The sequence below is a fragment of the Streptomyces sp. V1I1 genome, from assembly GCF_030817355.1.
Lineage (GTDB): Bacteria > Actinomycetota > Actinomycetes > Streptomycetales > Streptomycetaceae > Streptomyces.
This window is the reverse complement of the sequence record NZ_JAUSZH010000001.1, coordinates 2,913,268-2,939,283: the sequence shown is the minus strand read 5'-3', so window position 1 is coordinate 2,939,283 and position 26,016 is coordinate 2,913,268. Positions and strand designations below refer to the sequence as shown.

24 protein-coding genes and 1 pseudogene are annotated in these 26,016 nt (G+C 69.3%); 12 read left to right on the top strand and 13 right to left on the bottom strand.

What is annotated here, in order from left to right:
* Window positions 1-98: 98 nt before the first annotated feature.
* From QFZ67_RS13690 to QFZ67_RS13675, 4 genes are all read right to left on the bottom strand, one after another.
* A complete protein-coding gene (locus QFZ67_RS13690; protein WP_307661371.1) occupies window positions 99-1,562 on the bottom strand; it encodes a catalase in 1,464 nt (487 codons plus the stop codon).
* Window positions 1,563-1,674: 112 nt separating this feature from the next.
* Window positions 1,675-3,579 carry a SpoIIE family protein phosphatase gene (locus tag QFZ67_RS13685; protein WP_307661370.1) on the bottom strand — a complete coding sequence of 635 codons (1,905 nt, stop codon included), beginning with the start codon at window positions 3,577-3,579 and terminating at the stop codon, window positions 1,675-1,677.
* A gap of 309 nt (window positions 3,580-3,888) precedes the next feature.
* A complete protein-coding gene (locus QFZ67_RS13680; protein ID WP_307661369.1) occupies window positions 3,889-4,566 on the bottom strand; it encodes a DUF402 domain-containing protein in 678 nt (225 codons plus the stop codon).
* A 58-nt stretch (window positions 4,567-4,624) separates the two neighbouring features.
* Window positions 4,625-6,019 carry an aspartate ammonia-lyase gene (locus tag QFZ67_RS13675; RefSeq protein WP_307661368.1) on the bottom strand — a complete coding sequence of 465 codons (1,395 nt, stop codon included), beginning with the start codon at window positions 6,017-6,019 and terminating at the stop codon, window positions 4,625-4,627.
* 107 nt (window positions 6,020-6,126) lie between these two features.
* Between QFZ67_RS13675 and QFZ67_RS13670 the strand changes: the two genes are divergently transcribed.
* Entirely contained in the window at window positions 6,127-7,650 is a 1,524-nt protein-coding gene (locus tag QFZ67_RS13670; RefSeq protein ID WP_307661367.1) for a ricin-type beta-trefoil lectin domain protein, read from the top strand.
* A 152-nt stretch (window positions 7,651-7,802) separates the two neighbouring features.
* On the opposite strand, the gene QFZ67_RS13665 is transcribed toward QFZ67_RS13670, so the two are convergent.
* Entirely contained in the window at window positions 7,803-9,479 is a 1,677-nt protein-coding gene (locus QFZ67_RS13665) for a fumarate hydratase (RefSeq protein WP_307661366.1), read from the bottom strand.
* 202 nt (window positions 9,480-9,681) lie between these two features.
* On the opposite strand from QFZ67_RS13665, the gene QFZ67_RS13660 reads away from it, so the two are divergent.
* Window positions 9,682-10,350 carry a DUF1707 domain-containing protein gene (locus tag QFZ67_RS13660; protein WP_307661365.1) on the top strand — a complete coding sequence of 223 codons (669 nt, stop codon included), beginning with the start codon at window positions 9,682-9,684 and terminating at the stop codon, window positions 10,348-10,350.
* Between the two features lie 151 nt (window positions 10,351-10,501).
* Entirely contained in the window at window positions 10,502-10,855 is a 354-nt protein-coding gene (locus QFZ67_RS13655; protein ID WP_307661364.1) for a WhiB family transcriptional regulator, read from the top strand.
* An 88-nt stretch (window positions 10,856-10,943) separates the two neighbouring features.
* Here the strand turns inward: QFZ67_RS13655 and glpX are convergent, their stop codons facing one another.
* A complete protein-coding gene (gene glpX, locus QFZ67_RS13650) occupies window positions 10,944-11,975 on the bottom strand; it encodes a class II fructose-bisphosphatase (protein ID WP_307661363.1) in 1,032 nt (343 codons plus the stop codon).
* A 123-nt stretch (window positions 11,976-12,098) separates the two neighbouring features.
* Between glpX and QFZ67_RS13645 the strand changes: the two genes are divergently transcribed.
* The gene (locus tag QFZ67_RS13645) at window positions 12,099-12,617 is read left to right on the top strand and encodes a DUF4245 domain-containing protein (RefSeq protein ID WP_307661362.1); all 519 of its coding nucleotides are present in this window, start codon (window positions 12,099-12,101) and stop codon (window positions 12,615-12,617) included.
* Between the two features lie 77 nt (window positions 12,618-12,694).
* Here QFZ67_RS13645 and QFZ67_RS13640 read toward each other — a convergent pair whose 3' ends face one another.
* The 3 genes from QFZ67_RS13640 to xseA form a co-directional block, all read right to left on the bottom strand.
* Complete coding sequence (locus QFZ67_RS13640; protein WP_307661361.1) at window positions 12,695-13,285, bottom strand: malonic semialdehyde reductase; 591 nt, start codon at window positions 13,283-13,285, stop codon at window positions 12,695-12,697.
* A 129-nt stretch (window positions 13,286-13,414) separates the two neighbouring features.
* Entirely contained in the window at window positions 13,415-13,657 is a 243-nt protein-coding gene (locus tag QFZ67_RS13635; protein WP_307661360.1) for an exodeoxyribonuclease VII small subunit, read from the bottom strand.
* Window positions 13,658-13,667: 10 nt separating this feature from the next.
* Window positions 13,668-14,882 carry an exodeoxyribonuclease VII large subunit gene (gene xseA, locus QFZ67_RS13630; protein WP_307661359.1) on the bottom strand — a complete coding sequence of 405 codons (1,215 nt, stop codon included), beginning with the start codon at window positions 14,880-14,882 and terminating at the stop codon, window positions 13,668-13,670.
* A gap of 104 nt (window positions 14,883-14,986) precedes the next feature.
* On the opposite strand from xseA, the gene QFZ67_RS13625 reads away from it, so the two are divergent.
* Both QFZ67_RS13625 and ppgK read left to right on the top strand, forming a co-directional pair.
* A complete protein-coding gene (locus tag QFZ67_RS13625; protein ID WP_307661358.1) occupies window positions 14,987-15,979 on the top strand; it encodes a 4-hydroxy-3-methylbut-2-enyl diphosphate reductase in 993 nt (330 codons plus the stop codon).
* Window positions 15,980-16,029: 50 nt separating this feature from the next.
* Complete coding sequence (gene ppgK, locus QFZ67_RS13620; RefSeq protein WP_307661357.1) at window positions 16,030-16,770, top strand: polyphosphate--glucose phosphotransferase; 741 nt, start codon at window positions 16,030-16,032, stop codon at window positions 16,768-16,770.
* A gap of 149 nt (window positions 16,771-16,919) precedes the next feature.
* Here the strand turns inward: ppgK and QFZ67_RS13615 are convergent, their stop codons facing one another.
* Window positions 16,920-17,513 (bottom strand): DUF6542 domain-containing protein, encoded by a 594-nt coding sequence (locus tag QFZ67_RS13615; RefSeq protein WP_307661356.1) that lies wholly within the window; start codon window positions 17,511-17,513, stop codon window positions 16,920-16,922.
* A 186-nt stretch (window positions 17,514-17,699) separates the two neighbouring features.
* On the opposite strand from QFZ67_RS13615, the gene ychF reads away from it, so the two are divergent.
* The 5 genes and pseudogenes from ychF to QFZ67_RS13590 form a co-directional block, all read left to right on the top strand.
* The gene (ychF, locus tag QFZ67_RS13610; protein ID WP_307661355.1) at window positions 17,700-18,788 is read left to right on the top strand and encodes a redox-regulated ATPase YchF; all 1,089 of its coding nucleotides are present in this window, start codon (window positions 17,700-17,702) and stop codon (window positions 18,786-18,788) included.
* Window positions 18,789-19,229: 441 nt separating this feature from the next.
* Entirely contained in the window at window positions 19,230-20,669 is a 1,440-nt protein-coding gene (locus QFZ67_RS13605) for an ATP-binding protein (protein WP_307661354.1), read from the top strand.
* 873 nt (window positions 20,670-21,542) lie between these two features.
* Complete coding sequence (locus QFZ67_RS13600) at window positions 21,543-22,073, top strand: ATP-binding protein (protein WP_307661353.1); 531 nt, start codon at window positions 21,543-21,545, stop codon at window positions 22,071-22,073.
* 31 nt (window positions 22,074-22,104) lie between these two features.
* The gene (locus QFZ67_RS13595) at window positions 22,105-22,554 is read left to right on the top strand and encodes a Fur family transcriptional regulator (RefSeq protein WP_307661352.1); all 450 of its coding nucleotides are present in this window, start codon (window positions 22,105-22,107) and stop codon (window positions 22,552-22,554) included.
* A gap of 51 nt (window positions 22,555-22,605) precedes the next feature.
* Window positions 22,606-22,740: pseudogene (locus tag QFZ67_RS13590) on the top strand (Txe/YoeB family addiction module toxin); the annotation flags it as partial.
* Between the two features lie 60 nt (window positions 22,741-22,800).
* Here the strand turns inward: QFZ67_RS13590 and QFZ67_RS13585 are convergent.
* Entirely contained in the window at window positions 22,801-23,133 is a 333-nt protein-coding gene (locus QFZ67_RS13585; protein ID WP_307661351.1) for a DUF4326 domain-containing protein, read from the bottom strand.
* A 131-nt stretch (window positions 23,134-23,264) separates the two neighbouring features.
* Window positions 23,265-23,561, bottom strand: coding sequence for a putative quinol monooxygenase (locus QFZ67_RS13580; RefSeq protein WP_307661350.1), 297 nt, complete (start codon window positions 23,559-23,561; stop codon window positions 23,265-23,267).
* Window positions 23,562-23,686: 125 nt separating this feature from the next.
* Between QFZ67_RS13580 and QFZ67_RS13575 the strand changes: the two genes are divergently transcribed.
* Window positions 23,687-24,646 carry a GlxA family transcriptional regulator gene (locus QFZ67_RS13575; RefSeq protein ID WP_307661349.1) on the top strand — a complete coding sequence of 320 codons (960 nt, stop codon included), beginning with the start codon at window positions 23,687-23,689 and terminating at the stop codon, window positions 24,644-24,646.
* A 75-nt stretch (window positions 24,647-24,721) separates the two neighbouring features.
* Here QFZ67_RS13575 and QFZ67_RS13570 read toward each other — a convergent pair whose 3' ends face one another.
* Window positions 24,722-25,954, bottom strand: a complete 1,233-nt coding sequence (locus QFZ67_RS13570) for a cytochrome P450 (RefSeq protein ID WP_307661348.1) — start codon at window positions 25,952-25,954, stop codon at window positions 24,722-24,724.
* Between the last annotated feature and the right edge of the window lie 62 nt (window positions 25,955-26,016).

Genomic DNA, 26,016 nt, shown 5'->3' with positions numbered 1-26,016 from the left:
TGCCATAACTGCATGCCATGGCGTCATGCGTGGCCGTCATGACATGACTTTGCCCGCGGACCCGGCTTCCGGATCCGCGGGCACAGTCGTATCCGCTGTCAGCCGCCGTTCACGTTGTTGGCGATACGGTCGCCCAGCTGCTTGTCGATGTTGCGCCAGTACTGCAGCGCCCGGTCCACGATCGGCCGGGTCACCCCCTGCAACAGGTGCCCGCTGACGTTCGACACCAGCCGGTCGCGCGCGGCGTCGTCGAGGACCTGGCGGACCATGGTGCCCGGCTGGCCCCAGTCGTCGTCCTCGCGGTGCAGCCTGTAGGCCTCGCGCACCATCTCGCCAGCGGCCGCCCAGCCCGCCGGGTCGCCGAAGTTCGCCACGTCGGCCGCCGGGCCGCCGTAGGAGTTCGGGGCGTAGGGCCGTGCCGTGTTCGCCAGCTCGTACCGCATCGGGCCGTCCTTCGCGTACGAATTCACCTGCGAGCGCGCCCTGTTGGGCGGCAGCTGGGCGTAGTTCGGACCGATCCGGTAGCGGTGGGTGTCCGGATACGAGAAGAGCCGGCCGAGCAGCATCTTGTCCGGCGACGGGCCGATGCCCGGCACCAGGTTCGAGGGCTCGAAGGCGGCCTGCTCGATATGGATGAAGTAGTTCTCCGGGTTCTTGTTGAGCGTCATCCGGCCGACCTCGATCAACGGGTAGTCGCCGTGCGGCCACACCTTGGTCAGGTCGAACGGGTTGAAGCGGTAGTCCAGGGCGTCTTCGAACGGCATGACCTGGACGTTCATGGTCCAGGACGGGGCATTGCCGCTCGCGATCGAGTCGAACAGGTCGCGCCGGTGGACGTCGCCGTCCCGGCCCGCAAGGTCGTCGGCGTCGGCCTGGGTGAGGAAGTCGATGCCCTGGTCGGTCTTGATGTGGTACTTCACCCAGAACCGCTCGCCGCCGCCGTTCACCCACATATAGGTGTGTGAGCTGTAGCCGTTCATGTGGCGGTAGTTCTTGGGGATGCCCCGGTCGCCCATCAGCCATGTCACCATGTGCGCGGACTCGGGCGAGAGGGTCCAGAAGTCCCACTGCATGTCGTTGTCGCGCATCCCGTTGTCGGAACGGCGCTTCTGGGAGCGGATGAAGTCCTGGAACTTCTGCGGGTCGCGTACGAAGAAGACCGGCGTGTTGTTGCCGACCAGATCGTAATTGCCGTGCTCCGTATAGAACTTGAGCGCGAAGCCGCGGGGGTCGCGCCAGGTGTCGGGGGAGCCCTGCTCGCCCGCGACCGTGGAGAATCGGGCCAGCATCTCGGTGCGCTTGCCCGGCTGGAACAGGTCGGCCTTGGTGAACTGGCTGACGTCATTGATGACTTCGAAGGTTCCGTACGCACCGGCTCCCTTGGCGTGCACCACCCGCTCGGGGACCCGCTCACGGTTGAACTGGGCCATCTTCTCGATGAGGTAGTGGTCCTGGAGCAGGATCGGACCGTCGGAGCTGATGGTGAGCGAGTGCTCGTCGCTCTCCACCGGGATGCCGGCGTTGTTGGTCGTGTACGGAGTGTTCGGGGATGACTCGGTCACGAGCGTCCTCCCGTCGATAGGTCGATTCAGGGATGTGGTCGCTTCGGCCGCGCGCCCCAGTCAACTCCGCAGATACGATGGCGGCAACACTTGGACGGGGTCCAGATATGGGCTATGTACGGGTGGGCAGCTCGAACCAGACCACCTTGCCGGTCGAGAGCCGGGTCGCTCCCCACCGTCTGGCCAGCCGGTTCACCAGAAACAGACCGCGTCCGCCCTCGTCCGTATCCCTTGCCCGCCGCTGCCTCGGCAGCTGCGGGGAGTCGTCGCCGACCTCGCAGCGCAGCACGTCCGTACGCAGCAGCCGCAGGGTCACCGGACGCTCGGCATACCGCACGGCATTGGTCACGACCTCGCTGACCAGCAGCTCCACCGAGTCGCTCAGCTCCTCCAGGCCCCAGCGGCTGAGCGCCCGGCGGGCCAGTCGGCGGGCCCGGCCGGGGGCCGCGTCCTCCGGCTCCAGGTACCAGTACGCGACGTCACTCGGCGCGATCCCGTCGAAGCGGGCCGCGAGCAGCGCGATGTCGTCGTCCCGGTCGCCCGGTCCGAGCATGTCCAGCACGTCGTCGCAGAGCGCCTCCAGCGGCGGCGAGTGATCGGGACCGGTCAGCTGGGCGGTGGCGGCCAGGCGCTCCCGCAGCTGCTCGATGCCGGTCCACACGTCCCGCAGCCGGGACTCGACCAGGCCGTCGGTGTACAGCAGCAGGGTGGCGCCTGCCGGGGCGTCCAGCTCGACCGCCTCGAAGTCCACGCCGCCGACCCCGATGGGTGCGCCGGGCGGTACGCGCAGCACCTCCGCCCGGCCGCCCAGGTGCAGCAGGATGGGCGGCGGGTGGCCCGCGTTGGCGATGGTGATCCGGTGCGCGACGGGGTCGTACACGGCGTACATGCAGGTCGCCATCCGGTCGGTGCCGAGCCGCTGGGCCTGCTCGTCCAGATGGTGCAGGACCTCCTGCGGCGGCAGATCCAGCCCGGCGAGGGTCTGCGCGGTCGTCCGCAGCTGGCCCATGATCGCGGCGGAGGTCATGGAGTGCCCCATGACGTCGCCGACGACGAGCGCCACGCGGCTGCCCGGCAGCGGGATCGCGTCGTACCAGTCGCCGCCGACGCGGGCGGTCTCGGCGGCCGGGAGGTACCGGCTGGCGAGCCGTACGCCGGTCGGCTGGGGCAGCGAGTCCGGCAGCATGGTGCGCTGCAGCTCGTCGGCGATGTACGCCTCGCGGCCGTACAGCACGGCCTTGTCGATGCCGAGCGCGGTGTGCGTCGCCAACTGGGCTGCCACCAGCAGGTCGTTGGGCTCGAACGCGGGCCGGTCGGGCCGGCGCAGGAAGACCGCGGCACCGATCACCCGCCGCCTGCCGCGGAGCGGGGCCAGTATCGCGCGATGGCCGCCCGGCACGGTCCGGCCGTCACCGAGCAGCTCGGGCAGCGCGGCCCGGGCGGCGGCGGAGTCGCCGAAGACGGGCCGCACGCCGCGCAGGACCTCGGAGAGCGCACCGCCGGAACGCACCTCGCGCAGCTCGGCGGCCGGCGTGAGGTCGTTCTGCGGGTCGATGACCGGGATCGGGACGGCGGCACCGAAGTCGGCGTCCTCACCGGCTAAACGCAGCCGGTCGGTGCGGCGCAGCCGCAGCACGAACGGCGAGACCGGACGTTCGTCGCCCACCGGCAGCGGGTCACGCAGATAGACGAGGATCGCGTCGGAGAAGGTCGGCACGGTGGCCCGGCACAGCCCCAGCACGATCTCGTCCAGATCTATCCCGCGCGCGATCCGCCGCGTCGCGGCCCCCACGAACCGCAGCCGGTCCCCCTCCCGCCGCGCGGTCCCCGCCAACTCCTGCGTGGGCCCGGACGGCGCGGGCACGGCCGAGGGCCCGGGCAGGCCCGAGGGCCCGGGCACGGCCGAGGGCCCGGGCACGGCCGAGGGCCCGGTCGCCTCCGCGCGCGGCCGGGTGCGTTCCTGCGGCCGGGCAACCAGGGGCTGCCGGCCTTCGTGGGAGGTGGGCTGCTCCGTCACGCGTGGGATTCCGTCCGTCCGGGCCGGTTGTGCGATGCAATCGCCTCGTGAGGCGGTATACCCGCTCTGCGGGCGGCGTCGACAGGGTGGCAGGCATCCGGCACGGCTCCACCCCCTAGCGGTGACTTCGAGATGACTTACGGTCAGGTCGTGCGCTGCGCTCAATGGTTGCTCAAACGGCGCAGCCTTGCGGACGACGATCCTACGTTTGCCCCCAGGGGGCGCATCAAGAGTCTCACGAGGTCGTATGCGCCGGAGCGGGATCCCGGGCCGGAATCAGTCACTTCGCTCACCGCCCACGCCGGGCGCTCACGAGGCCAGCTCCGCAGCCGTCCGCCCCCAGTCCGCCGGCAGCTCGGGCACGTGCCACGAGGGGTCCGGCCGCCAGCGCTCCCAGCCGTCACAGAACGGGGCACCCCAGGCCCGGATCGCCTCGATGGCCGCCTCGCCCGCCTCACGTACCCCGCGCGCCTTCTCCGCGTCCATCAGGCCGACCCGCTGGGCCTGGTCGAACTCGTCCTCGTCCAGCCAGCTCCAGCTGCGGTCGGGCCGGACCGCGATGTCCAGGAAGTGGTCCTCGGAGTCGACGCCGCCCGCCCAGCGCGTATGCGGCTCCTCGAGGTTCACGTACCAGTTCTTGAACCGCCAGCCGCGCTCCCAGAACAGCCAGACCGACCACGGCTCGCCGGGCCGTGCCAGCTTCAGGACGCCCGTGCCGAACCAGCGGGAGAGGGCGGTGGTGCGCGGGGCCGTGTAGCGGGTCGCGAGCGGCTCCTGGTGGACCGGCGTGCCGTCCGCGAGCACCGGTCTCACGCACTCGGTGCCCGGCGCCATCCACACCGCGAGCAGCTCTTCGGTGTCCTGTACGACGGTCACGGGGCGGCAGATGTGGACGGTGGCGCCCGACAGGTCCGGGGCATGGCCGCGATAGCGCCAGAGGATGTGGTCCCCGCGCGTCCAGCGTGCGATGCGTTCTGTGCCTGTCATGAGCAGATCTTAGGAGTACGGCCGGGGCCCTGCTGCGACGCAGATCACGGACGTCGCGTCACGGATGCGTCATACGCAGCACGTCGAGCGCCTCGTCGAGCTGCTCCAGGGTCAGCGCTCCACGCTCCACATAGCCGGACTCGAGGACGACCTCGCGGATCGTCTTCCGTTCGGCCAGCGATTTCTTGACGACCTTCGCCGCTTCCTCGTAGCCGATGTACTTGTTCAGCGGCGTGACCACGGACGGCGAGGACTCGGCGTACTCCCGGGCCCGCTCGGCGTTCGCCGTGATGCCGTCGACGGTACGGTCCGCCAGCAGACGCGAGGCGTTGGCGAGGAGCCTGACCGACTCCAGCAGGTTCTTGGCCATGACCGGGAGCATGACGTTCAGCTCGAAGTTCCCCGCGGCGCCCGCGGTCGCGACCGTGGCGTCGTTGCCGGTCACCTGGGCCGCGACCATCAGCACGGCCTCCGGGATCACCGGGTTGACCTTGCCGGGCATGATCGAGGAGCCGGGCTGGAGATCGGGGAGGTTGATCTCCGCGAGACCGGTACGCGGGCCCGATGCCATCCAGCGCAGGTCATTGGAGATCTTGGTGAGCGAGACCGCGATGGTGCGGAGCTGACCGCTCGTCTCCACCAGACCGTCCCGCGCGCCCTGCGCCTCGAAGTGGTCGCGTGCCTCGGTCAGCGGCAGCCCGGTCGCGCGCGCGACCTCGGCGATGACCGCGGCCGAGAAACCGGGCGGGGTGTTGATGCCGGTGCCCACCGCCGTACCGCCCAGGGGGAGTTCCGCGAGCCGGGGCAGCGAGGCCGTCAGCCGCTCCACGCCGTACCGGATCTGCGCGGCATAGCCGCCGAACTCCTGGCCCAGCGTGACGGGAGTCGCGTCCATCAGATGCGTACGACCGGACTTCACGACGTCCGCGAACTCGGCGGACTTGCGCTCCAGCGAGGCCGCCAGATGCTCCAGCGCCGGGATCAGATCGCCCGTCACGGCCGCCGTCGCCGCGATGTGGATGGAGGAGGGGAAGACGTCGTTGGACGACTGGGAGGCATTCACATGGTCGTTGGGGTGCACCTCGCGGCCGAGGCGCTCGGTGGCCAGCGTCGCGATGACCTCGTTGGTGTTCATGTTCGACGAGGTGCCGGAGCCTGTCTGGAAAACGTCCACCGGGAAGTGTTCGTCCCAGCGGCCGTCGGCGACCTCCGCGGCGGCGTCGGCGATCGCGCCCGCGATGTCCTTGTCGAGCACCCCCAGTTCGGCGTTGACCTGGGCGGAAGCCGCCTTGATCCGGGCCAGGGCCTCGATGTGGGACCGCTCGAGACGCTGCCCCGAGATGGGGAAGTTCTCCACGGCCCGCTGCGTCTGGGCCCGCCACTTCGCGTGTGCGGGCACCCGCACCTCACCCATGGAGTCGTGCTCGATCCGGTACTCGCTCGCGTCGGTCATCGTCCTCGTACCTCCCAGAAAAGGTGAGCACTTGTCTTGTTCTGTCTATTCCCAAGTGCGCTACCCGCCAGTAAATACCGGTGACAACCACAAACCGGGGAGGCGCAATGAGGCGCACCAGACGCAGACTTCGCAGTACGGTCGCGGCCGCCGCCGCACTGGCGGCAGGACTTGGCGGGGTGGCGGCCACGACCACGACCGCCGAGGCCGACGGGACCCGCACCGTCGCATCTGTACCGCTCCCTCCCGAACTGGAGTCCATTCGCGCGGCCGAGGCCGTCAAGCTCTACGGCAGACCCGCCGAGCGCCCGCTCGCGGACCGCAAGTCCGGCCTGATCTCGCTCGGCGACAGCGAGATTTCGGGCGAGGGCGTCGGCACGTACGAGCCCGGCACCAACGGCCCCGACAACTGGTGCCACCGCTCGCCCGACGCCGCCATCCACCGCACGGGCATCGCGGCGGACGTCACCTACAACGTCTCCTGCTCCGGCGCCTACTCCGGAAACATCCGGATCGGCGGCTCGAAGCAGTACGCCGACGAGCTCGTCCAGAGCGACAACCTGGCCATCAAGGCGCGCAACACCCGCATCAAGATGGTGCTGTTGGTGGCCGGCGCCAACGACGATCTGCGGTTCGGGCCGGTGATGACCGACTGCGTCACGCGCTTTCTGCTGATTCAGGGACCGTGCGAGCCCAAGTACGCACCGGGCTGGCAGGCCCGCATCGACGGCCTCGTCCCCAAGGTCGAGCAGACCGTACGGGACCTGCGCACCGTGATGCGCGACGCCGGGTACGCGGACGGCGACTACAGACTGGTCGTGATGGGCTACCCGAGCCCCATCGGCCCGGACTTCCGCGACAACCCCGGCTTCCCCGGCAAGCTGATCTGCGGCGGCATGGGCTATGACTCCGACACCGTCTGGGGCCGCAACACCGCCGTTCCCGCCTTCCAGCGCGGCATGCGCAAGGCGGCGCAGTCCACCGGAGCCGTCTACCTCGACAACTCGCGCCTCTTCCACGGCCATGAGGTCTGCATGGAGAACACCTGGGCGCGCGGACTGTACGTGGACATCACCAACCCCTTCCCGCCGGACTCCAATTCGGTCCGCCAGTCCTTCCACCCCAATGTGCGCGGACACGCGGCGTTCGCCTCGTGCCTCACGCAGCTCTACAACTCAGGGCTGCGCGAGGCGAGTTGCGCGGACGTGGCGTCAGGCGGGAAGCCCGAGCTGTACGCGGGAGCGTGGGACGACGCGTACAAGCCGCTGAGGAACGAGGCGACGGGCTCCTGTGTGGACGTGTCGGGTGCTGTCACCCGCAACGGCACCGGAGTCGTCGGGTGGGACTGCCACGGCGGCCGCAACCAGGGCTGGTGGTACGACGCGGCGCGGAGGTCGCTGCACACGGAGCTGACGCAGGACCGGTGCGTCGACGTGCCGGGTGGCCGCTATGCCGCGGGCGCGGCGCTGATCGTGTGGGACTGCCACGGCGGCGCGAACCAGCAGTTCGTCCGCACCGGCGGCACGATCCGCCCGGCGGCGGCGCAAGGGCTGTGCGTGACGCTGGCGGCGGCGAGGGATGCGGTGCGGTTGCGGGCGTGCACGGGCGGACCGAACCAGCGCTTCGCCTGAACGAACCGGGGGCTCCGCCCCGGACCCTGTACCGCCCTTCGGGCGGTGTCCTCAATCTCCCCCCGGACTTCGTCCGGGGGGACCCCCAACGGGCTCCAATGGAGCCCGTTGGGCGATTGAGGCGCGGGGTCTGGGGCGGAGCCCCAGTTCGGTTACGCCAGCCCCGGTCCCCGCACCGGGATCGACGTGAACGTCGGCGCCGGCGCCGGCTCCGTGAAGAAGTCGTTGCCCTTGTCGTCCACGACGATGAACGCGGGGAAGTCCTCGACCTCGATCCTCCACACCGCCTCCATCCCGAGCTCCTCGTACTCGACGACCTCGACCTTCTTGATGCAGTCCTGCGCGAGCCGCGCCGCCGGACCGCCGATCGAGCCCAGGTAGAACCCGCCGTGCGAGCCGCACGCGTCGGTGACCTGCTTGCTCCGGTTGCCCTTGGCGAGCATGACCTTGGAGCCGCCCGCCGCCTGGAACTGCTCGACGTACGAGTCCATCCGGCCTGCCGTGGTCGGACCGAACGAGCCCGACGCGTAACCCTCCGGCGTCTTCGCCGGGCCCGCGTAGTAGACCGGGTGGTCCTTCAGGTACTGCGGCATCTCCTCGCCCGCGTCGAGCCGCTCCTTGATCTTGGCGTGCGCGATGTCACGGGCGACGACGAGCGGGCCGGTGAGCGAGAGGCGCGTCTTGACGGGGTACTTGGCCAGCTCGGCGAGCACGTCGTCCATCGGCCGGTTGAGGTCGATGCGTACGACGTCCCCCGCCTCGTCCAGGTGCTCGTCGGTCGTGTCCGGCAGGAAGCGCGCCGGGTCGGTCTCCAGCTGCTCCAGGAACACGCCCTCCGCGGTGATCTTCGCGGTCGCCTGGCGGTCGGCCGAGCAGGACACTGCGATCGCGACGGGCAGCGAGGCACCGTGCCGCGGCAGCCGGACCACGCGGACGTCGTGGCAGAAGTACTTGCCGCCGAACTGCGCGCCGATGCCGATCTTCTGGGTGAGCTCGAAGACCTTCTCCTCAAGCTCCTTGTCGCGGAAGCCGTGGCCGGTCGGGGAGCCCTCGGCCGGCAGCTCGTCGAGGTAGTGCGCGGAGGCGTACTTCGCGGTCTTCAGCGCGAACTCGGCGGACGTGCCGCCGACGACGATCGCGAGGTGGTACGGCGGGCACGCCGCCGTACCGAGCGAGCGGATCTTCTCTTCCAGGAACTTCATCATGGAGGCCTCGTTCAGGACCGCCTTGGTCTCCTGGTAGAGGAACGACTTGTTGGCCGAACCACCGCCCTTGGCCATGAACAGGAACTTGTACGCGCCGCCGTCGGTGGCATAAAGCTCGATCTGGGCGGGGAGGTTGGAGCCGGTGTTCTTCTCCTCCCACATGGTGAGCGGAGCCATCTGCGAGTAGCGCAGGTTGAGCTTGGTGTACGCGTCGTAGATGCCGCGGGAGAGGGCTTCCTCGTCGCCGCCCGCCGTGAGCACATTCTGGCCGCGCTTGCCCATCACGATCGCCGTGCCGGTGTCCTGGCACATGGGGAGGACGCCGGCGGCGGCGATGTTCGCGTTCTTGAGCAGGTCGAGCGCGACGAACTTGTCGTTGGAGGAGGCCTCGGGGTCGTCGACGATACGGCGCAGCTGCGCGAGGTGGGCGGGCCGCAGGTAGTGCGAGATGTCGTGCATGGCCTCGGCGGCGAGCGTGCGCAGCGCCTCCGGCTCGACCTTGAGGAACGTACGCCCGTCGGCTTCGAAGGTGGAGACTCCCTCGGCGGTCACCAGCCGATACGGCGTGGTGTCCTCTCCCAGCGGGAGCAGATCGGAGTACGCAAACTCTGGCATTACGGCCATTCCTCACTCGGCAGACGGCGACGCGGCCTCCATTGGCAACGCGCACCCCAGCGTAGAACGCCGCGCGGGAGCCGGGCTTGTGAGGTAGGGCTCACTGAAATCAAGCCCTTGGGGGTCTCCCTCGGACGAAGTCCCGAGGAGTTTGGGGACAAGCGGCGTGGGCCACTAGTCGCGATCTATCGCGTTTCGCTACGCTGAATCCGTGGACCTCGACAAGCACCCCCAGAAACCGGTCGCCCACGCGGAACCCGGCGCTGCCATCCGTGCCTCCGATGCCGACCGTGACCGGATCGCGGACATCCTCAGGGACGCCCTGGCCGAGGGCCGGCTGGACGCCGAGGAGCACTCCGAGCGGATCGAGGCCGTCTACCGCGCCAAGACCGTCGGCGAGCTCGAACCGATCGTCCAGGACCTGCCGGCGACCCGCAGGCGCCCCGACGCCACCTCGTACGCGTACGGGCCCGAAGAAGTCCCCGGACCCGGCGGACCCGCCGACAACCTGATCGCCGTCTTCTCCAGCTCCACCCGCAAGGGCCGCTGGCGCGTCGGCCGCCGCACCAACGCCTTCTCGCTGTTCGGCAACATCGAGATCGACCTCACCGAGGCGCTCTTCGGGCAGCGGCTGACCGTGATCAACGCGACCTCCATCTTCGGCAATGTCGAGGTCCGGGTCCCGGAGAACATCTCGCTGCGCGGCAGCGGCACCGGCTTCTTCGGCAACTTCGACGTCCTCACGCTGGAGGCCGAAGATCCCGAGGCCCCGGTCGTCGTCGTCAACGGGTACTCGGTTTTCGGCAATGTCGAGGCCAAGCCCAAGCGCGGCCGCCGCATCTCCGATCTCCATGACCGCCTGCGCAAACACTTCGGCTGACGACTGCGCTCCGGAGCGCTTTTCGGCCGCGAGCGCCGGTGCGCAATTCCGTGCGTCGGAACTGAGTGCCACTCAGTGAATAGGAGTGCGTACAGCGGGTAGGGAGTGCTGCATCGTCTCTCGCTCGCGAAGCCGTCGTCAGGAGTAGACCGTGCTGCAACTGCCGCATCAGTCCTTGCAGGTCGCCGCCGTTCCGCCCCAGCGAATTCCCGCTCGGGAAGATCAGGCCGGACCCTGGCATGCGGAGGCGGTGTGCCGCCGGGACGAAGCGGGACTGTTCTTCGCCCCGTCCAAGGAACCAACGGCAGCGCGGCTGTCACGCGAGGAGGCAGCCAAACGTGTCTGCGCCCGCTGCCCCGTGATGGTCGAGTGCCGGGAACATGCCTTGCTCCAGCCCGAGCCGTACGGCGTGTGGGGCGGACTCACCGCGGCCGAGCGCCGCGTGGTGCTGGCCCGGCGCAGGCGGCGCGACGTCGAGCTCAAGAAGTCGGCCTCGGCGGCCTGACGGTCGACGAGGCGTCGGACGCGTACACACGAGAAGGGGCGCCCCCACCGCACATGGGAGCGCCCCTTCCCGTACCTACTGCTGGTGCCTACTTCGCGCGGTCGAAGTCGATGGCGCTGTACGCACGCAGCTTCGACAGCCGGTGGGTCGAGTCGATCTGGCGGATCGTGCCGGACTTGGAGCGCATCACCAGCGACTGGGTGGTCGCGGTCTCCGCGCGGTAACGCACTCCGCGCAGCAGCTCGCCGTCCGTGATTCCGGTGGCGACGAAGAACACGTTGTCGCCGCTGACCAGGTCGTTCGTGTGCAGCACCCGGTCCAGGTCATGCCCGGCGTCGAGCGCGCGCTGCCGCTCGGCGTCGTCCTTCGGCCAGAGCTTGCCCTGGATCGTGCCGCCGAGGCACTTGATCGCGCAGGCGGAGATGATGCCCTCGGGCGTGCCACCGATGCCCATGAGCATGTCGACGCCGGTGCCTTCGCGTACGGCCATGACCGAGCCCGCGACATCGCCGTCCGAGATGAACTTGATCCGTGCGCCGGTCTCGCGGATCTCCTTGACGATGCCCTCGTGGCGCGGGCGGTCCAGGATGACGACCGTGACGTCCTCGGGCGTGGAGTGCTTGGCCTTGGCGACCCGGCGGATGTTGACCGAGACGGGGGCGTTGATGTCCACGAAGTCCGCGGCCTCGGGGCCGGTGACCAGCTTGTCCATGTAGAAGACCGCGGAGGGGTCGAACATGGTGCCGCGGTCGGCGGCGGCGAGCACGGCGATGGCGTTCGGCATGCCCTTGGCGTTGAGCGTGGTGCCGTCGATCGGGTCCACGGCGATGTCGACCTCGGGGCCGGTCCCGTCGCCGACCCGCTCGCCGTTGAACAGCATGGGGGCTTCGTCCTTCTCGCCCTCGCCGATGACGACGACGCCGTTCATCGAGACGGTGGAGACCAGGGTCCGCATGGCCTTGACGGCCGCTCCGTCCGCGCCGATCTTGTCGCCGCGGCCGACCCACCGGCCCGCGGCCATGGCGGCGGCCTCGGTGACCCGGACGAGCTCCAGGGCCAGGTTGCGGTCGGGGGCCTCGGGGGAGACCTCGAGCTGGGACGGCAGATTGTGCTCGGTCATCGGAGCGCACCTTTCTGTACGACGACGGCCGGAAAAGAGGGTGATCCGACTCTATCTGTACGTCGACAAATTGAGCAGAGGGGGCCACGTTTGAGCACGCCACCATGATGCGACGATGGGGGCGTGGCAAGTATGCGAGGCAGACAGACGGTGCGCGACATGGTGCTGTCGATGGCGGTCATCGGGGCCGTCGTCGCGGTGATCTATGTGTTCATTCCGCACGATGACAAGGCCGACCCGATCAAGGCGGTCGACTACCGGGTGGAATTGCTGACGGCACGGCGTGCGGCGCCGTACCCGGTGGCGGCGCCGGAGGGCCTTGCGAAGGGGTGGAAGCCGACGTCCGTCTCGTACAAGGGGACCGACGGCAACGCCTGGCACCTCGGCTTCCTGGACCCGGACGGTGAGTACGTCGCGGTCGAGCAGTCCACGGCGCCGGCCCGCAAGTACATCCCGCAGGTCAGCCAGCAGGCCACGAAGACGGACCGCACGCAGCAGATCGCGGGCGCGGCCTGGGAGCGCTGGGAGGGGCCGAAGTACGACGCCCTGGTGCGCCACGACAAGGGTGGGACGACGGTCGTCACGGGCACGGCGTCGGCGCAGCGGCTCGCGGAGATGGCGGCCGCGCTGCGTACGTCATGACGAATGGCGAAGGCCGCCGCACCCGCTTCGGGTGCGGCGGCCTCCGCGTGATGACTGCGTGACGGCTGCTTGATGGCTCAGACGGTGGTGATGACCTCGTCGTACGCCAGTCGCGGGGAGCGCGGGAACGAGGCGTCCTCGCCCGGCTTGCCGATGTTGACGACCATCAGCGGGGTGTGGTCGTCGTCCAGGAACTCCTTCTGGACGCCCGCGAAGTCGAAGCCGGTCATCGGGCCCGCGGCCAGACCGGCGGCGCGGACGCCGACGATGAAGTACGCGGCCTGCAGCGCGGCGTTGAGGCCGGCGGCCTGCTCGCGGACCGGGCGCTCGGCGAAGAACATGTCCTTGGCCTGCGGGAAGTGCGGGAACAGGGTCGGAAGCTCCTCGTGGAACTCGTTGTCGGCGGCGAGGATCGCGACCAGCGGCGCGGACGCGGTCTTCGCCTGATTGCCCTCGGCCATGTGGCTGACCAGGCGCTCGCGGGCCTCGTCGGAGCGGACGAGGACGACGCGAAGGGGGCTCTGGTTGAAGGCGGTGGGTCCGAACTTGACGAGGTCGTAGATCGCCTGGACCTGCTCCTCGGTCACCGGCTCGTCGGTGAACGTGTTGGCGGTGCGGGCCTCACGGAAGAGGAGGTCCTGAGCGGCGGAGTCAAGGGCGAGGGTCATTGCTGACATACCTTCCGGTCCGGGGCATGCGGTGGATCATTACGGCGGGTGTAACCGCACCCCGGTAGATTAAATTTCAACTACACGCCCAGAGTGACCCGAGTCACAGGGGAAGGGGCCCCTGCCTGCTCAGTCCTCGGCGGTCCCAGCGCCACCGGCTTCGCGCTCGCCCTCGGACAGCGCCGCGTCCAGCCTGGCGCGGGCGCCCTCCAGCCAGCGGCGGCAGACCTTCGCCAGCTCCTCGCCGCGTTCCCACAGGGCCAGCGACTCCTCGAGCGTCGTGCCGCCCGCCTCCAGGCGGCGTACGACCTCGATCAGCTCGTCCCGCGCCTGCTCGTAGCCGAGCGCAGCCTCGTCCGTGTTGGCAGCCATGCGATCCACCCTATGTGTGAGGTACGACAACGACGTTCAGCTCGCCCTCCGAGACCCGCGCGCGCAGCTCGTCGCCCGCCGCGACCTCCTCCGGCGAGCGGACGACTGCCCCGTCCGCCCGCTGAAGCACGGCGTACCCCCGCTCCAGGGTCGCCGCCGGCGACAGCGAGACCACCCGGGCCCGGGTGTGCGCCAGCTCCGAGTCGGCGCGGTCAAGGAGGTGGCCGAGCACCCGCCGGCTGCGGGCCACCAGCGCGTCCGTCTCCGCCTCGCGCTCATCCACCATCCGGTGCGGATGCTCCATCGACGGGCGGGCCAGCGCATGGGCAAGGCCCCGCTCCTCGCGGTCGAGCAGCCCCTGGACAGTGCGCAGCGCACGGTCGCGCAACTGCCGCACCCGGTCCAGCTCCTCGCCGACGTCCGGCACGACCTTCTTCGCCGCGTCCGTCGGCGTCGACGCCCGCAGATCCGCCACCAGGTCGAGCAGTGGCGAGTCCGGCTCGTGCCCGATCGCCGACACCACAGGCGTACGGCACTCGGACACGGCGCGGATCAGCTGTTCGTCCGAGAACGGCAGCAGATCCTCCACGCTGCCGCCGCCCCTCGCCACGATGATCACGTCCACATCCGTGAGCTCGTCCAGCTCCTTGACCGCCTGGACGACCTGGGTCACCGCGTGCACCCCCTGCACGGCGACATTGCGCACCTCGAAGCGGACGGCCGGCCACCGGCGCCGCGCGTTCTCCAGGACGTCGCGCTCGGCTGCCGATGCCCGCCCGCAGACCAGCCCCACCCGGTGCGGCAGGAACGGCAGCGCCTTCTTGCGCTCGACGGCGAACAGCCCCTCCGCGCCCAGGGTCCGCTTCAGTTGCTCCAGGCGCGCGAGCAGTTCACCGATCCCCACCGGCCTTATCTCCACGGCCCGCAGCGACAGCTGCCCCCGCGGTGCGTACCACTCCGGCTTGGCGTGCACCACCACGCGCGCGCCCTCCGCCACGACGTCCGCGACCGCGTCGAAGACCTGCCGGAAGCAGGTGACGCTCACGGAGATGTCGTACGAGGGATCGCGCAGGGTCATGAAGACGACCCCGGCGCCCGGCCGCCGCGACAGCTGGGTGATCTGCCCCTCCACCCAGACGGCGCCGAGCCGGTCGATCCACCCTCCGATGAGCCGTGACACCTCGCCGACCGGCAGAGGAGCTTCCGCGGACGTATTGAGAGCCATACGGGCGAGCGTATCGGCCGGGTGCGACAACGCGGCTCATACCGACTTTGGTACGAGTCTTCCCGTGGCGGGCGGCTCTCTCGCCCCTTCTGGGCGGCCTTACGATGGGGGGCATGACTGCTACGACTCCTGCCCGACGCGTCCTGCTCGCCGCTCCCCGTGGCTACTGCGCGGGCGTGGACCGTGCCGTGATCGCCGTGGAGAAGGCCCTGGAGCAGTACGGGTCGCCGATCTATGTCCGCCACGAGATCGTCCACAACAAGTACGTCGTACAGACCCTGGAGAAGAAGGGCGCGATCTTCGTCGACGAGACGGCGGAGGTCCCCGAGGGGTCGATCGTCATGTTCTCCGCGCACGGTGTGGCGCCGGTCGTCCACGAGGAGGCGGCGCAGCGCAAGCTCGCGACGATCGATGCGACGTGCCCACTGGTCACCAAGGTCCACAAGGAAGCCGTCCGCTTCGCGGACGAGGACTACGACATCCTGCTGATCGGCCACGACGGCCACGAGGAAGTCATCGGCACGTCCGGCGAGGCCCCCGACCACATCACGCTCGTGGATGGCCCCGAAGACGTCGCAAATGTGTCTGTACGGGACGAGTCGAAGGTCGTCTGGCTCTCGCAGACCACGTTGTCGGTCGACGAGACGATGGAGACGGTGGACAAACTGAAGGAGAAGTTCCCGCAGCTGATCTCGCCGCCGAGCGACGACATCTGCTACGCCACGCAGAACCGCCAGATCGCGGTGAAGCAGATGGGCGTGGAGGCGGACCTGGTCATCGTGGTCGGCTCCAAGAACTCCTCGAACTCGGTGCGGCTGGTCGAGGTGGCGCTGGGCGCGGGAGCGGGCGACGCCCATCTGGTGGACTTCGCGGACGAGATCGACGAGGCGTGGCTGGACGGCGTCTCGACGGTCGGCGTGACGTCGGGCGCGTCCGTGCCTGAGGTGCTGGTCGAGGGCGTACTGGAGTGGCTTTCGCAGCGCGGCTTCGAGGACGTCGAGATCGTGAAGGCGGCGGAGGAGTCGATCACCTTCTCGCTGCCGAAGGAGCTCCGGCGCGATCTGCGCGCGGAGGCGGCGGAGCTGTCCGGGAAGTAACGGAGCTGTCCGGGAAGTAACTGTCGGACGCTGCCCGTAACGTTGGGTCCATGAACGTGTTCGGAGTGGACATCGGCGGATCCGGCATCAAGGGCGCACCTGTGGACCTTGAGCGCGGCGAACTGGCGCAGGAGCGCTACAAAGTCCTGACCCCGCACCCGGCGACGCCCGACGCGGTGGCGGACGGCGTGGCCGAGGTGGTCGGCAGTTTCGGCTGGTCGGGCCCGGTCGGCATCACCTTTCCCGGCGTCGTCATGGACGGCGTTACGCGTACGGCGGCGAATGTCGACAAGCGCTGGGTCGACATGGACGCCGCGAAGCTGCTGGGCGACCGCCTCGGGGGCCTGCCGGTGACGGTCCTGAACGACGCGGACGCGGCGGGCATCGCGGAGATGACGTTCGGCGCGGGCCACGGCCGCAAGGGCACGGTGATACTGCTGACACTCGGCACGGGCATCGGCAGCGCGGTCTTCATCGACGGCCGCCTGGTGCCGAACACCGAGCTCGGCCACCTCGAACTGCACGGCCACGACGCGGAGAAGCGCGCGTCGACGAAGGTCAAGGAGGACGAGGGCCTGAGCTGGCAGCAGTGGGCGCACCGGGTGCAGAAGTATCTGGCGCACGTGGAGATGCTGTTCTCGCCCGAACTGTTCATCATCGGCGGCGGGGTGAGCCGCAAGGCGGACAAGTTCGTGCCGCTGATCGAGGGAATCAGGGCGGAGATCATCCCGGCGGAGCTCCGGAACAACGCCGGAATCGTGGGCGCGGCGATGGCGGCGGCGGGGAGGTAGGGGGCGAGCGGGCGGCGCCGGGTGCGCGGTACGAGCGGGGGCTGAGCCCGCCCCGGGCCGGTCCGCCCCTGGCCGGTCCCGTGCCGCCGGACTGCGTCGGCCGTGGCCTGGCGAACGCCGACGTTGGTCTGGCGGACGCCGGCCGTGGTCTAGCCGCGGCGCGGCGGGGGACCGCCGCGGGTGCGGCGCTGGCGGCGGGTCATCATGCGGATCTTCCGGACGCACGTGATGAGCCCCGCGATCAGCGTGCCGCCGTACAGCCAGCCGGCGTGCACCGCGAGTGCGGTGATCACCGCCATCGTCTGGCCGCCGAAGCCACCCGTGCCGCCGGAGATCGGCACGATCCCGACAGCGAACGCGATCGGCACGCTGATCGGCGCGGTGACCAGGTCCGCCTCCCGCACCCACAGCGCCGTCAGCGCGCTCACGGGCAGGAACAGCAGCCCGTACACCACGGCGGAGCCGCCGAACAGCAGCCAGTCCAGGCAGCCGAGCGCGAACATGGTCGCGGCTCCGAACAGTCCGCCGCCGAGGCCGGTCAGCCGGGGCTTGGGCAGTCTGCGCAGCGCGAGCACCACAGGCGGCACGGTGCGCGCGGGCCGGGCAGCCACCCGGTACACGGGGGTGCCTTCCGCGAGCGTGCCGTCGGCGAGCGCGCTCTGCGGAGTAAGGGGGACTTTCGGGGAGAGAGGGGGCTGCGGCCGCTGTCGGCGCTGAGATTGACTTGTCCTGGGCTGCTCCACCCGAACAAAGTAGGTCGCGAGTGGGGAGGAATCAGGCATGGGACACGCCCTTTGGCTGACCTTGGCGTTGAGTTCGACTCCCGGCTCCCCGTCGATGCCCGGCTTGACCCGCCCGTAAACTGGGGGATCGGCCCACCTCCGGGCCGTACGGCCATCAGCCAGTCCTCACTCCAGGAAGTCGCCAACGTGTCGCTCACGATCGGAATCGTCGGCCTGCCGAATGTCGGCAAGTCGACCCTGTTCAACGCCCTGACCAAGAACGACGTGCTGGCGGCCAACTACCCGTTCGCCACCATCGAGCCGAACGTCGGCGTCGTCGGCGTCCCCGACGCCCGCCTCGCCGCGCTCGCCGAGATCTTCGGGTCGCAGCGGATCCTCCCGGCGACGGTCGACTTCGTCGACATCGCGGGCATTGTGCGCGGCGCGAGTGAGGGCGAGGGCCTGGGCAACAAGTTCCTGGCGAACATCCGTGAGTCCGACGCCATCTGCCAAGTCATCCGCGCCTTCCAGGACGAGAACGTCGTCCATGTCGACGGCAAGGTCTCGCCGAAGGACGACATCGAGACGATCAACACCGAGCTGATCCTCGCCGACCTCCAGTCGATCGAGAAGGCGGTCCCGCGCCTGACGAAGGAGTCCCGCCTCCAGAAGGACAAGGTCGCGGTCCTGGCGGCGGTCGAGGAGGCGCAGAAGATCCTCGAGGCCGGTACGACCCTCTTCGCCGCGGGCATCACCGCCGGCACGGAGAAGGGCCGACTGCTGCACGAGCTGCACCTGCTCACCACCAAGCCCTTCCTCTACGTCTTCAACGTGGACGAGGACGAACTGGTCGACGAGGACTTCAAGAACGAGCAGCGCGCGCTGGTCGCCCCGGCCGAGGCGATCTTCCTGAACGCGAAGATCGAGTCCGAGCTGATCGAGCTCGACGACGACGAGGCGCTGGAGCTCCTCCAGGCGATGGGCCAGGAGGAGCCGGGCCTGGCGACGCTGGGCCGCGTCGGCTTCGACACGCTCGGCCTGCAGACGTACCTGACGGCGGGCCCGAAGGAGACCCGCGCCTGGACCATCAAGAAGGGCGCGACGGCCCCCGAGGCGGCCGGTGTGATCCACACCGACTTCCAGAAGGGCTTCATCAAGGCCGAGGTCATCTCCTTCGCCGACCTGGTGGAGACGGGCTCGGTCGCGGAGGCCCGCGCGAAGGGCAAGGCGCGCATGGAGGGCAAGGACTACGTGATGCAGGACGGCGACGTGGTGGAGTTCCGTTTCAACGTCTGAGCGGATGAAATAGCACCACGTTGGCGGCCTGGCAAACATGCAGCTCAGATGGGGTCCGACTCTTCGGAGTCGGGCCCCTAGTTTTTTCCGTGCTGGGCTGGTGCTGGGAAACCTGATCCCTCGTCACCCATCATCACCCCTGCTCACCTCTACCGTGCTGGGTTTTCGATAGGGCTTGTGCGCTAAATGGCCGCAGCTCCACAGGTGGCTTCTGATCAGCCGCGATGCTTGTTGCATGTGAGGTTCGTCCGCGTGGCTGGTAGGAGTGAGAACCGCGTCCGTGCGCCCACCCCTCCCCCTCCCTGGCGAGCAGAACGCTGGCTCCAACCCACTATCTCGACCTCCCGCACCCGCCCTTGTGCGCGATCCACTAGGCCGCACGAAATGAAGTAAGATTCAATCTACGTAATAATCTATCTACGTTACTGCCTGGAGTGCGTCATGGAGTTCCAAGGTCGGGCCGGGGATCTTGAACTGCTGGCCGAGCAGTACCGGACAGTGGCAGAGGGTGCTGGAGCCACTCGGGGGCGCGCTGTGATCATGACTGGCCGGCGCCGAGTAGGGAAGTCGCGACTGGTCCAGGAGTTCTGCGACCGCTCGGGAGCGCCGTACGTGGTGTTCCAGGCCACCCGGGGGCGCAACCCTGTGACGGAGCGCGCCGACTTTGCCGCGACCCTCGCGCAGTCGCCAATGCCGGGGGCGGAGCTGGTCGCCGGCTTCCAGGCGCAGGACTGGAACCAGGCCCTGCGCTCGCTGGCGCTCGCGGTACCCGATGACTCACCCAGCATCGCGGTGATCGACGAGGTGCCCTGGCTCGTCGAACAGGATCAGGAATTCGAGGGCGCACTCCAAACAATCTGGGACCGTCACCTCTCTTCCAAGCCCGTGCTTCTGCTGCTGGTCGGCAGCGATACATCGGTGATGGAGGCACTGCAGTCGTACGGACGCCCGTTCTTCGGGCGGGCAGCGAAAATGACCGTTCACCCTCTGAACCTGGCCGATGTGCAAGCCATGACCGAGCTCGATGCCGCAGGGGCCGTCGACGCCCAGTTGATCACCGGCGGATTCCCCGAGATCGTGCAGTCGTGGCGGCCGGGAATGGGGCGTACGGACTTCCTGCAGGCTTCGGTCGCAAATCCTCTCGCGCCCCTGCTGGTGGCCGGCGAGCTGTCGCTGCTGGGTGAATTCCCCGAGGCTTCGCACTCACGGGCTGTACTGGAAGCGGTTGGCGGCGGTGAGCGCACGTTCAGCGCGATCGCAGCCCAGGCCGGCGGCGCCAGCGCGCTGCCGTCCGGCACGCTCTCCCCGCTACTGGCCATGCTGCAGGCCAAGCGAGTCTTGGCCGCTGATCTCCCCCTCTCCGTCAAGCCGGACAGCAAGAACAAGCGCTACCGGATCGCCGACCCGTATCTGCGGTTCTGGCTGGCGTTCCTGGCACGCGCGATCCCACTCATCGAGCGTGGCCGCGGTGACTTGGCGCTGGAACGCATCGAGCGATCATGGACCACTTGGCGTGGGCGAGCGGTCGAGCCACTGATCCGCGAGTCCCTGTTGCGTCTGATGCCCAATGACGAGTGGCCCGAGACCGAAGCCATCGGCGGTTGGTGGAACCGTCAGAACAACCCAGAGATCGACCTCATTGGTGCAGACCGCGAGCCGGTGGCTCGGCAGGTGCACTTTGTCGGGTCGGTCAAGTGGCTGGAGACCCAGCCCTTCGGCCGCCATGAGTACGACGCCTTGGTACGTGACATGCTCGCCGTCCCCGGCACCGCCCCGGATACTCCACTGGTCGCGGTCTCCCGCTGTGGGGTGGCAGATGATCTGCCGCTCACCGCGCACTGGGGACCCGAGGACCTCGTAGGGGCGTGGCAGCCCCGATAACCGCGGAGCAGCGATGTGCTCTTCTCGTACCGTGCGAGATGAGCACACCGGCGAGGTCCGCCTCGGTTGGATCGGTCCCACTGCATCAACACCCGTACCTCAAGGATCATCGGCACCCGGCAGGCGCCCTCCGTGCGCCCTGCGCTCCAGTAATGGGCGAGCGCGGTAAAGGGCTTATGAGCACGTCGCCGAGCTGGGATGAAGCGGCCCGTGCTGGGACCGTGCTGGGATGGGCCCCGGAAAATCCATATCTTCGCAGGTGGGAGCTCTGCCGCAGACGTTCCGCTTCAACGTGTGACGGGTCTCATGGCACGACACTGCCGACCTGACAAACATGAAGGTCAGCTGGGGTCCACCTCCTCCGAGGTGGGCCCCTAGTCTTTTCTCGTGCTGACGTGGTGCTGCCTTCGGGCGACAGCACACGCGAGCCCCTGGTCTGTGATGAGACCAGGGGCTCGCGTGCTGCTCGGGTTGGAGCGGGCGAAACAAGGAGACCAAGACGGCGGGGACGCGGTCTCGTTGGAGTCAGCTCTTCTCGTGTCGGCGCTCTCGTCGGCCTGTTGCGTGCCGTACCTCGATGCTGCTGAGGCCGCGGATGTCCTGCAGTACGCAGACCGAGACCCCTTTCGCCGACCCGGCGGCGCCGCCCTCGAAGCACGGGTCGTGACCGTCGTCGGCCGCGATGCGGCGCCGAGGCCGACGGTGGCGCGAACATCGGCGAGCCCAGAGTTCAGATAGATGGACGGCATATGGAGTGCTTACACAAAGGAGAATTCATCTCTAATCTTGACTTACTCCAGAACAGTCATACGCTGGCTATAACAAGCCCAAATCACGCAAAACGGGCTTTCGGTCCAGTGGAGGTGCACGAACATGGGTCCCCTGCAAGACCCGGGCGATCAGCGCAGCGAGCAGGCACGCACCTGGCGGGAGCCGTCGGGCGGCGTGGCCGGTGCGGCGCTGTTGGACCAGGAGCCTGCCTGTCCGCCGTCTCCCTGGCAGGAGGGCGCGGGCGTGTCCTCGTGGCCGCTGCCCTGGACGCCGACCGCGGTCGCTCAGGCGCGCCGCGACATCCGCGGCGACCTGATGGCCGCATGGGTCCCCGACACGCTGGTCGAGACGGCGGAACTGCTCGTCAGTGAGCTGGTCGGGAACGCCCTGCGCCACGCGGTGGGGCCGCTGCATCTCTCCCTGGTGCTGGCCGACATGATCCTCTGCTCGGTCGAGGACGGCAGCAGCGTGCTGCCGCGACTGCGGTGTGCCGCGCCCGACGACGAGTGGGGACGCGGTCTGGCGCTTGTCGAGGCGCTGTCCCGAAGGTGGGGCTGCTACCCGACCGCCCATGGGAAGATCACTTGGTTCGAGCTGGGCCCCTCCGGCGACCGCACCTGCTCCCCGGTGTGATGTGCCGCGAGACAGCGGGAAGGCGGCGGCCATGAGCGAGGCCGGGCAGGAACCGATGGCGCGCGCGGCGTCCCGGCTGCGTGAGGCGGGCCTGCGGGTGACCGCACAGCGCATGGCCGTACTGACGGCCGTCGAGGCGCTGCCGGAGCACCCCGACGCCGACTCGGTCCGGTCCCGGGCGCGCGAGGTGACCGGCCGGCTCTCCCTCCAGGCGACGTACGACGTGCTGCGCGCGCTGACCGAGGCGGGCCTGACCCGCTGCACCCAGCTCGCCGGCCATCCCGCCCGCTACGAGATCGAACGGGGCGACAACCACCACCATTTCGTCTGCCGGGAGTGCGGCGACGTAGCGGACGTGGAGTGTGTGATCGGGGTCGCCCCGTGCCTGGAAGCCCGCCTGCCCGCCACGTACAGCGTGGACGAGGCGGCGGTGACGTTCTGGGGCCGCTGCCCGGCGTGCGCGGACGGCCCGTCCGAATGAGCGCCCTGCCCGCGGCCCGGGGTCCCGGCTCCGGGCCACCGCCGCCTTCTGGGGATCGGCAAGCCCGAGCCCCTGAAGTACCACTTGCCTGGAGCTTGGTCGCGACGGATCGATGACGAGCACCGCCCCGTCTACCTGGTCACGGACAAAGAGATCATCATCCGCGCCGCTCGCTATCAGTACTGATCGCTGGGTGAGTCCGAGAGCAGGAGAGGGTGCTGGGTTGTGTTCCCCGTGCGTACCGCGTCAGCGGGCCTTCGCTGTGCGCGGCCCGTCCGCGTCCGCCAGTTCCGCTAGCACCTCCGCGTGGCAGCGCTGCGGGACGCACCAGCAGCCGAGCCGGCGGCCGCGCAGGGACGGGAGGTGGGCGAGGAGGTCAGGGCGGGCCAGCAGATACGCGCGGTACTTCTCGACGACCTCTTCGCGGGTGCCGTCGGGGCCCGGGCGGAATGGGCTGGCCAGCGGGGAGCCGTCGAGGTGCCAGCCGCCGCGGTGCATGGCGCGGCCCACGTAGACGACGTCCGCGTACTCGGGGTCGTCGCGATGGCCTTTGAGGTTGACGACTGTCGTCCTTTCCATGTGCTGGATCCTCCGGCCTCAGGCCGCGCCCGGCAACGTGAAGACCGGCGCGGGTCGTCGTGGCGTGCGCGTACGGCTTGGTCCCGCGGGCCGCAGCTCGCGGCCCGCGGGACCTCGTCCTCGAAAAACGGTCAGGGAAGCTTGACCGCCAGGAGGTCCACAGGGCGGATGTCAGGGGCGGAGCTCAGCATCGTCTCCGCCGCCTCCATCAGCGCCGCGGCGATCCGGCCCTGCAGATGACCGGTCCGTCCCTGCTCGTCCTCGAACGTGTCGAAGACGCCGAAGGCCGTGGCGCTCTCCCGGAACGCGAACCAGGTGACCGTGTGCTCCTCCTCGCGGGCGAGCTGGAGCGCGTCGCGCAGCATCGCCTCCACCTTGTCGGCGTACTCGGGCTTGGCCTCTATGCGGGCCAGCAGACCGATGTTCATGGTGAGTCACTCCGTAGGTCGGCGTCGGTTTCCCCCGTCCCCGTCGTTGGGGACATCAGCAAACCTAGGGTGGTGATCAGCACCTTCCCAGTGTCGTAAACGACGCTTCAGATATCGTTTCCGACATGGACGTGGCGGTGCTGGTCTACGACGGCGTGTTCGACTCCGGACTCTCGGCGATCCTCGACGTGCTCGACGCGGCGAACGCCATGCGCGCTGAGCTTCCACAGCCGCCGCCCGCCTGGCAGGTCACCACCGTCGGTTTCCGCCGCCGCGTCCGCACCGGCGCAGGACACGTCGTCACCACCCAGCCGACCGCTGAGGCCCGGCGAGCGGGTCTGCTGCTGGTGCCGGCGCTCGCCGAGCGGCGGCCGGACGCGTTGCTCGACCATGTCTCCGGCCCCGCATCCACGGCGGTACGGACGCTGGTGGCCGACACCCGTGAGCGGGGCACACCCGTCGCCTCGGCCTGTACGGGCACCTTCCTGCTGGCCGAGTCGGGGGTGCTCGACGGACGGAAGGCGACGACGAGTTGGTGGCTGGCACCCGTTTTCCGTCAGCGCTACCCGGCTGTCACGATCGACGAGACCAGGATGGTCACCACGTCGGACGGTGTGATGACGGCCGGAGCGGCCTTCGGGCATGTCGATCTGGCGCTCGCCATCGTCCGGATGAGCAGTCCGGCCGTGGCCGACCTCGTCGCCCGCTACCTGGTCGTGGACGAGCGCCCTTCGCAGTCCTCGTACACCATTCCGAGCGCGCTCGCGCAGAGCGATCCGCTCGTTGCCGCCTTCGAGCGCTGGGCGAGGCTGCACCTGGAGGAGCCGATCAGCGTCGTCGACGCGGCGCGCTCACTGGGCGTCAGCGAACGCACCCTTCAGCGGACCGTACGCCGCGTGCTCGGCATGTCTCCCGTGCGATTCGTCCAGGACCTGCGGGTCGAGCAGGCCTCGCACCTGCTGCGGACCACCGGCCTCTCCCTGGACTCGATCGCCCGCAAGGTCGGCTACGAGCACGCGAACACTCTGCGGGTCCTGCTGCGCGAGCGCACGGGCAGTACGACGGGCGCACTACGCGCCCGTTGACGACCGCCCGTTGACGACCCGCGGCCGCTGACGGCATGGGCCCGTTGACGACCCGCGCCCGCTGCGCCGAGACCGTCAGGCTGTCCTCACCGGCAGTCGGCCGTGGCCCCGCTGCACAAGCTGGTTGCGGAAGGTCGGCGGTTCCGCAAGCGTCAATTCAGGCAATCGGCGAAGCAGTTGCGGCACCACCGTCTCCGCGGACATCCGGGCCAGCGCGGCGCCCAGGCAGTAGTGCGCACCCGCGCTGAAGGTCAGCGGCTGGTTGTCCGGGCGCTCCGGGTCGAAGACGCCGGGGTCGGAGAACCGGCGCGGGTCGCGGTTGCCCGCCCCGATGATCAGGGTCACCGGGGTGCCCTCGGCCACGCGCACGCCGAAGTACCACATGTCCCGTGCCGCCACGCGGTTCAGCGCCTGCACCGCCGGTTCGAAGCGCAGGGTCTCGTCGACGAAGCCCGCCGCCGACCGCGGGTTCGCGCGGAGCCGGTCCGCGTGCTCGGGGTGTTCGAGGGCGAGGCGCACCATATTGCTCAGCAGGTCCTGGGGCGCCTCGGCGGCGGCGACGAGGAGCAGCATGAGGTTGGCGACGAGGTCTTCCTCGGTCAGCTCGCCGCCGGTGTCGCGGGCGCGGACGAAGGCGCTCGTCAGGTCCGGGCCCGGAGCCGTGCGGCGCTGGGCGACCAACTCGTAGAAGTACTCGGCCAGTTGCTCCATGGCGGCGTCCCCCGGCTCCAGTTCGGCGAGATCGCCGATGGGGTCGAGGGCGGTGGTGATGTCCCCGATGATCCCGCGCATGCCCGCCTGGTCCTTCTCCGGGATGCCGAGCAGTTCGCCGATGACGGCGGTCGCGAAGCGGAAGGAGAATTCGGGGACCAGGTCCACGGGCCTGCCGCCCGCGCCGAGTTCGGCGACATGCTGTACGGCGTCCTCGGCCAGCCGGTCCACCATCGGCCGCCAGTTCGCGACGCTGCGGGCGGAGAACGCGCCGCTGAAGAAGCGGCGCAGCCGCTCATGGTCGGGGTCGTTGGAGAACAGCATGTTCTTGGTGAGCCAGCGCCACGACGCGTGCTCGCGCCAGCCCGGCATCTTGCCGTCCTGGACCGCGCCGTCCGTGGACAGCAGATCCGGCTCGCGCAGGGCGCGGGCGCATTCGGCGTAGCCGGTGGCGAAGAGATGGGCGCCGCCGATGTCGACCAGCGACCCGTGGGCGCGCATCTCCTCGTACAGCGGATACGGGTTCTGTTTGCCCTCGGGGGTCAGTAAGCGGCCCATGATGTCCAGGGGGTCGGCCAGGGTGTCGGTCTGACTCACTCTCGCTCCCGGTTCTGTGCGGTCGAGGAGGTGGTGGCCTGGTGGGTTGGAGTACCCAACTT

What these genes read in the sequence shown, in the direction of transcription:
- QFZ67_RS13680 (WP_307661369.1), bottom strand. Translation starts at nt 4,566, where the DNA reads ATGACAGGCACAGAACGCATCGCACGCTGGACGCGCGGGGACCACATC.
- QFZ67_RS13675 (WP_307661368.1), bottom strand. Translation starts at nt 6,019, where the DNA reads ATGACCGACGCGAGCGAGTACCGGATCGAGCACGACTCCATGGGTGAG.
- QFZ67_RS13670 (WP_307661367.1), top strand. Translation starts at nt 6,127, where the DNA reads ATGAGGCGCACCAGACGCAGACTTCGCAGTACGGTCGCGGCCGCCGCC.
- QFZ67_RS13665 (WP_307661366.1), bottom strand. Translation starts at nt 9,479, where the DNA reads ATGGCCGTAATGCCAGAGTTTGCGTACTCCGATCTGCTCCCGCTGGGA.
- glpX (WP_307661363.1), bottom strand. Translation starts at nt 11,975, where the DNA reads ATGACCGAGCACAATCTGCCGTCCCAGCTCGAGGTCTCCCCCGAGGCC.
- QFZ67_RS13640 (WP_307661361.1), bottom strand. Translation starts at nt 13,285, where the DNA reads ATGACCCTCGCCCTTGACTCCGCCGCTCAGGACCTCCTCTTCCGTGAG.
- QFZ67_RS13635 (WP_307661360.1), bottom strand. Translation starts at nt 13,657, where the DNA reads ATGGCTGCCAACACGGACGAGGCTGCGCTCGGCTACGAGCAGGCGCGG.
- xseA (WP_307661359.1), bottom strand. Translation starts at nt 14,882, where the DNA reads ATGGCTCTCAATACGTCCGCGGAAGCTCCTCTGCCGGTCGGCGAGGTG.
- QFZ67_RS13625 (WP_307661358.1), top strand. Translation starts at nt 14,987, where the DNA reads ATGGGGGGCATGACTGCTACGACTCCTGCCCGACGCGTCCTGCTCGCC.
- ppgK (WP_307661357.1), top strand. Translation starts at nt 16,030, where the DNA reads ATGAACGTGTTCGGAGTGGACATCGGCGGATCCGGCATCAAGGGCGCA.
- QFZ67_RS13605 (WP_307661354.1), top strand. Translation starts at nt 19,230, where the DNA reads ATGGAGTTCCAAGGTCGGGCCGGGGATCTTGAACTGCTGGCCGAGCAG.
- QFZ67_RS13600 (WP_307661353.1), top strand. Translation starts at nt 21,543, where the DNA reads ATGGGTCCCCTGCAAGACCCGGGCGATCAGCGCAGCGAGCAGGCACGC.
- QFZ67_RS13595 (WP_307661352.1), top strand. Translation starts at nt 22,105, where the DNA reads ATGAGCGAGGCCGGGCAGGAACCGATGGCGCGCGCGGCGTCCCGGCTG.
- QFZ67_RS13585 (WP_307661351.1), bottom strand. Translation starts at nt 23,133, where the DNA reads ATGGAAAGGACGACAGTCGTCAACCTCAAAGGCCATCGCGACGACCCC.
- QFZ67_RS13580 (WP_307661350.1), bottom strand. Translation starts at nt 23,561, where the DNA reads ATGAACATCGGTCTGCTGGCCCGCATAGAGGCCAAGCCCGAGTACGCC.
- QFZ67_RS13575 (WP_307661349.1), top strand. Translation starts at nt 23,687, where the DNA reads ATGGACGTGGCGGTGCTGGTCTACGACGGCGTGTTCGACTCCGGACTC.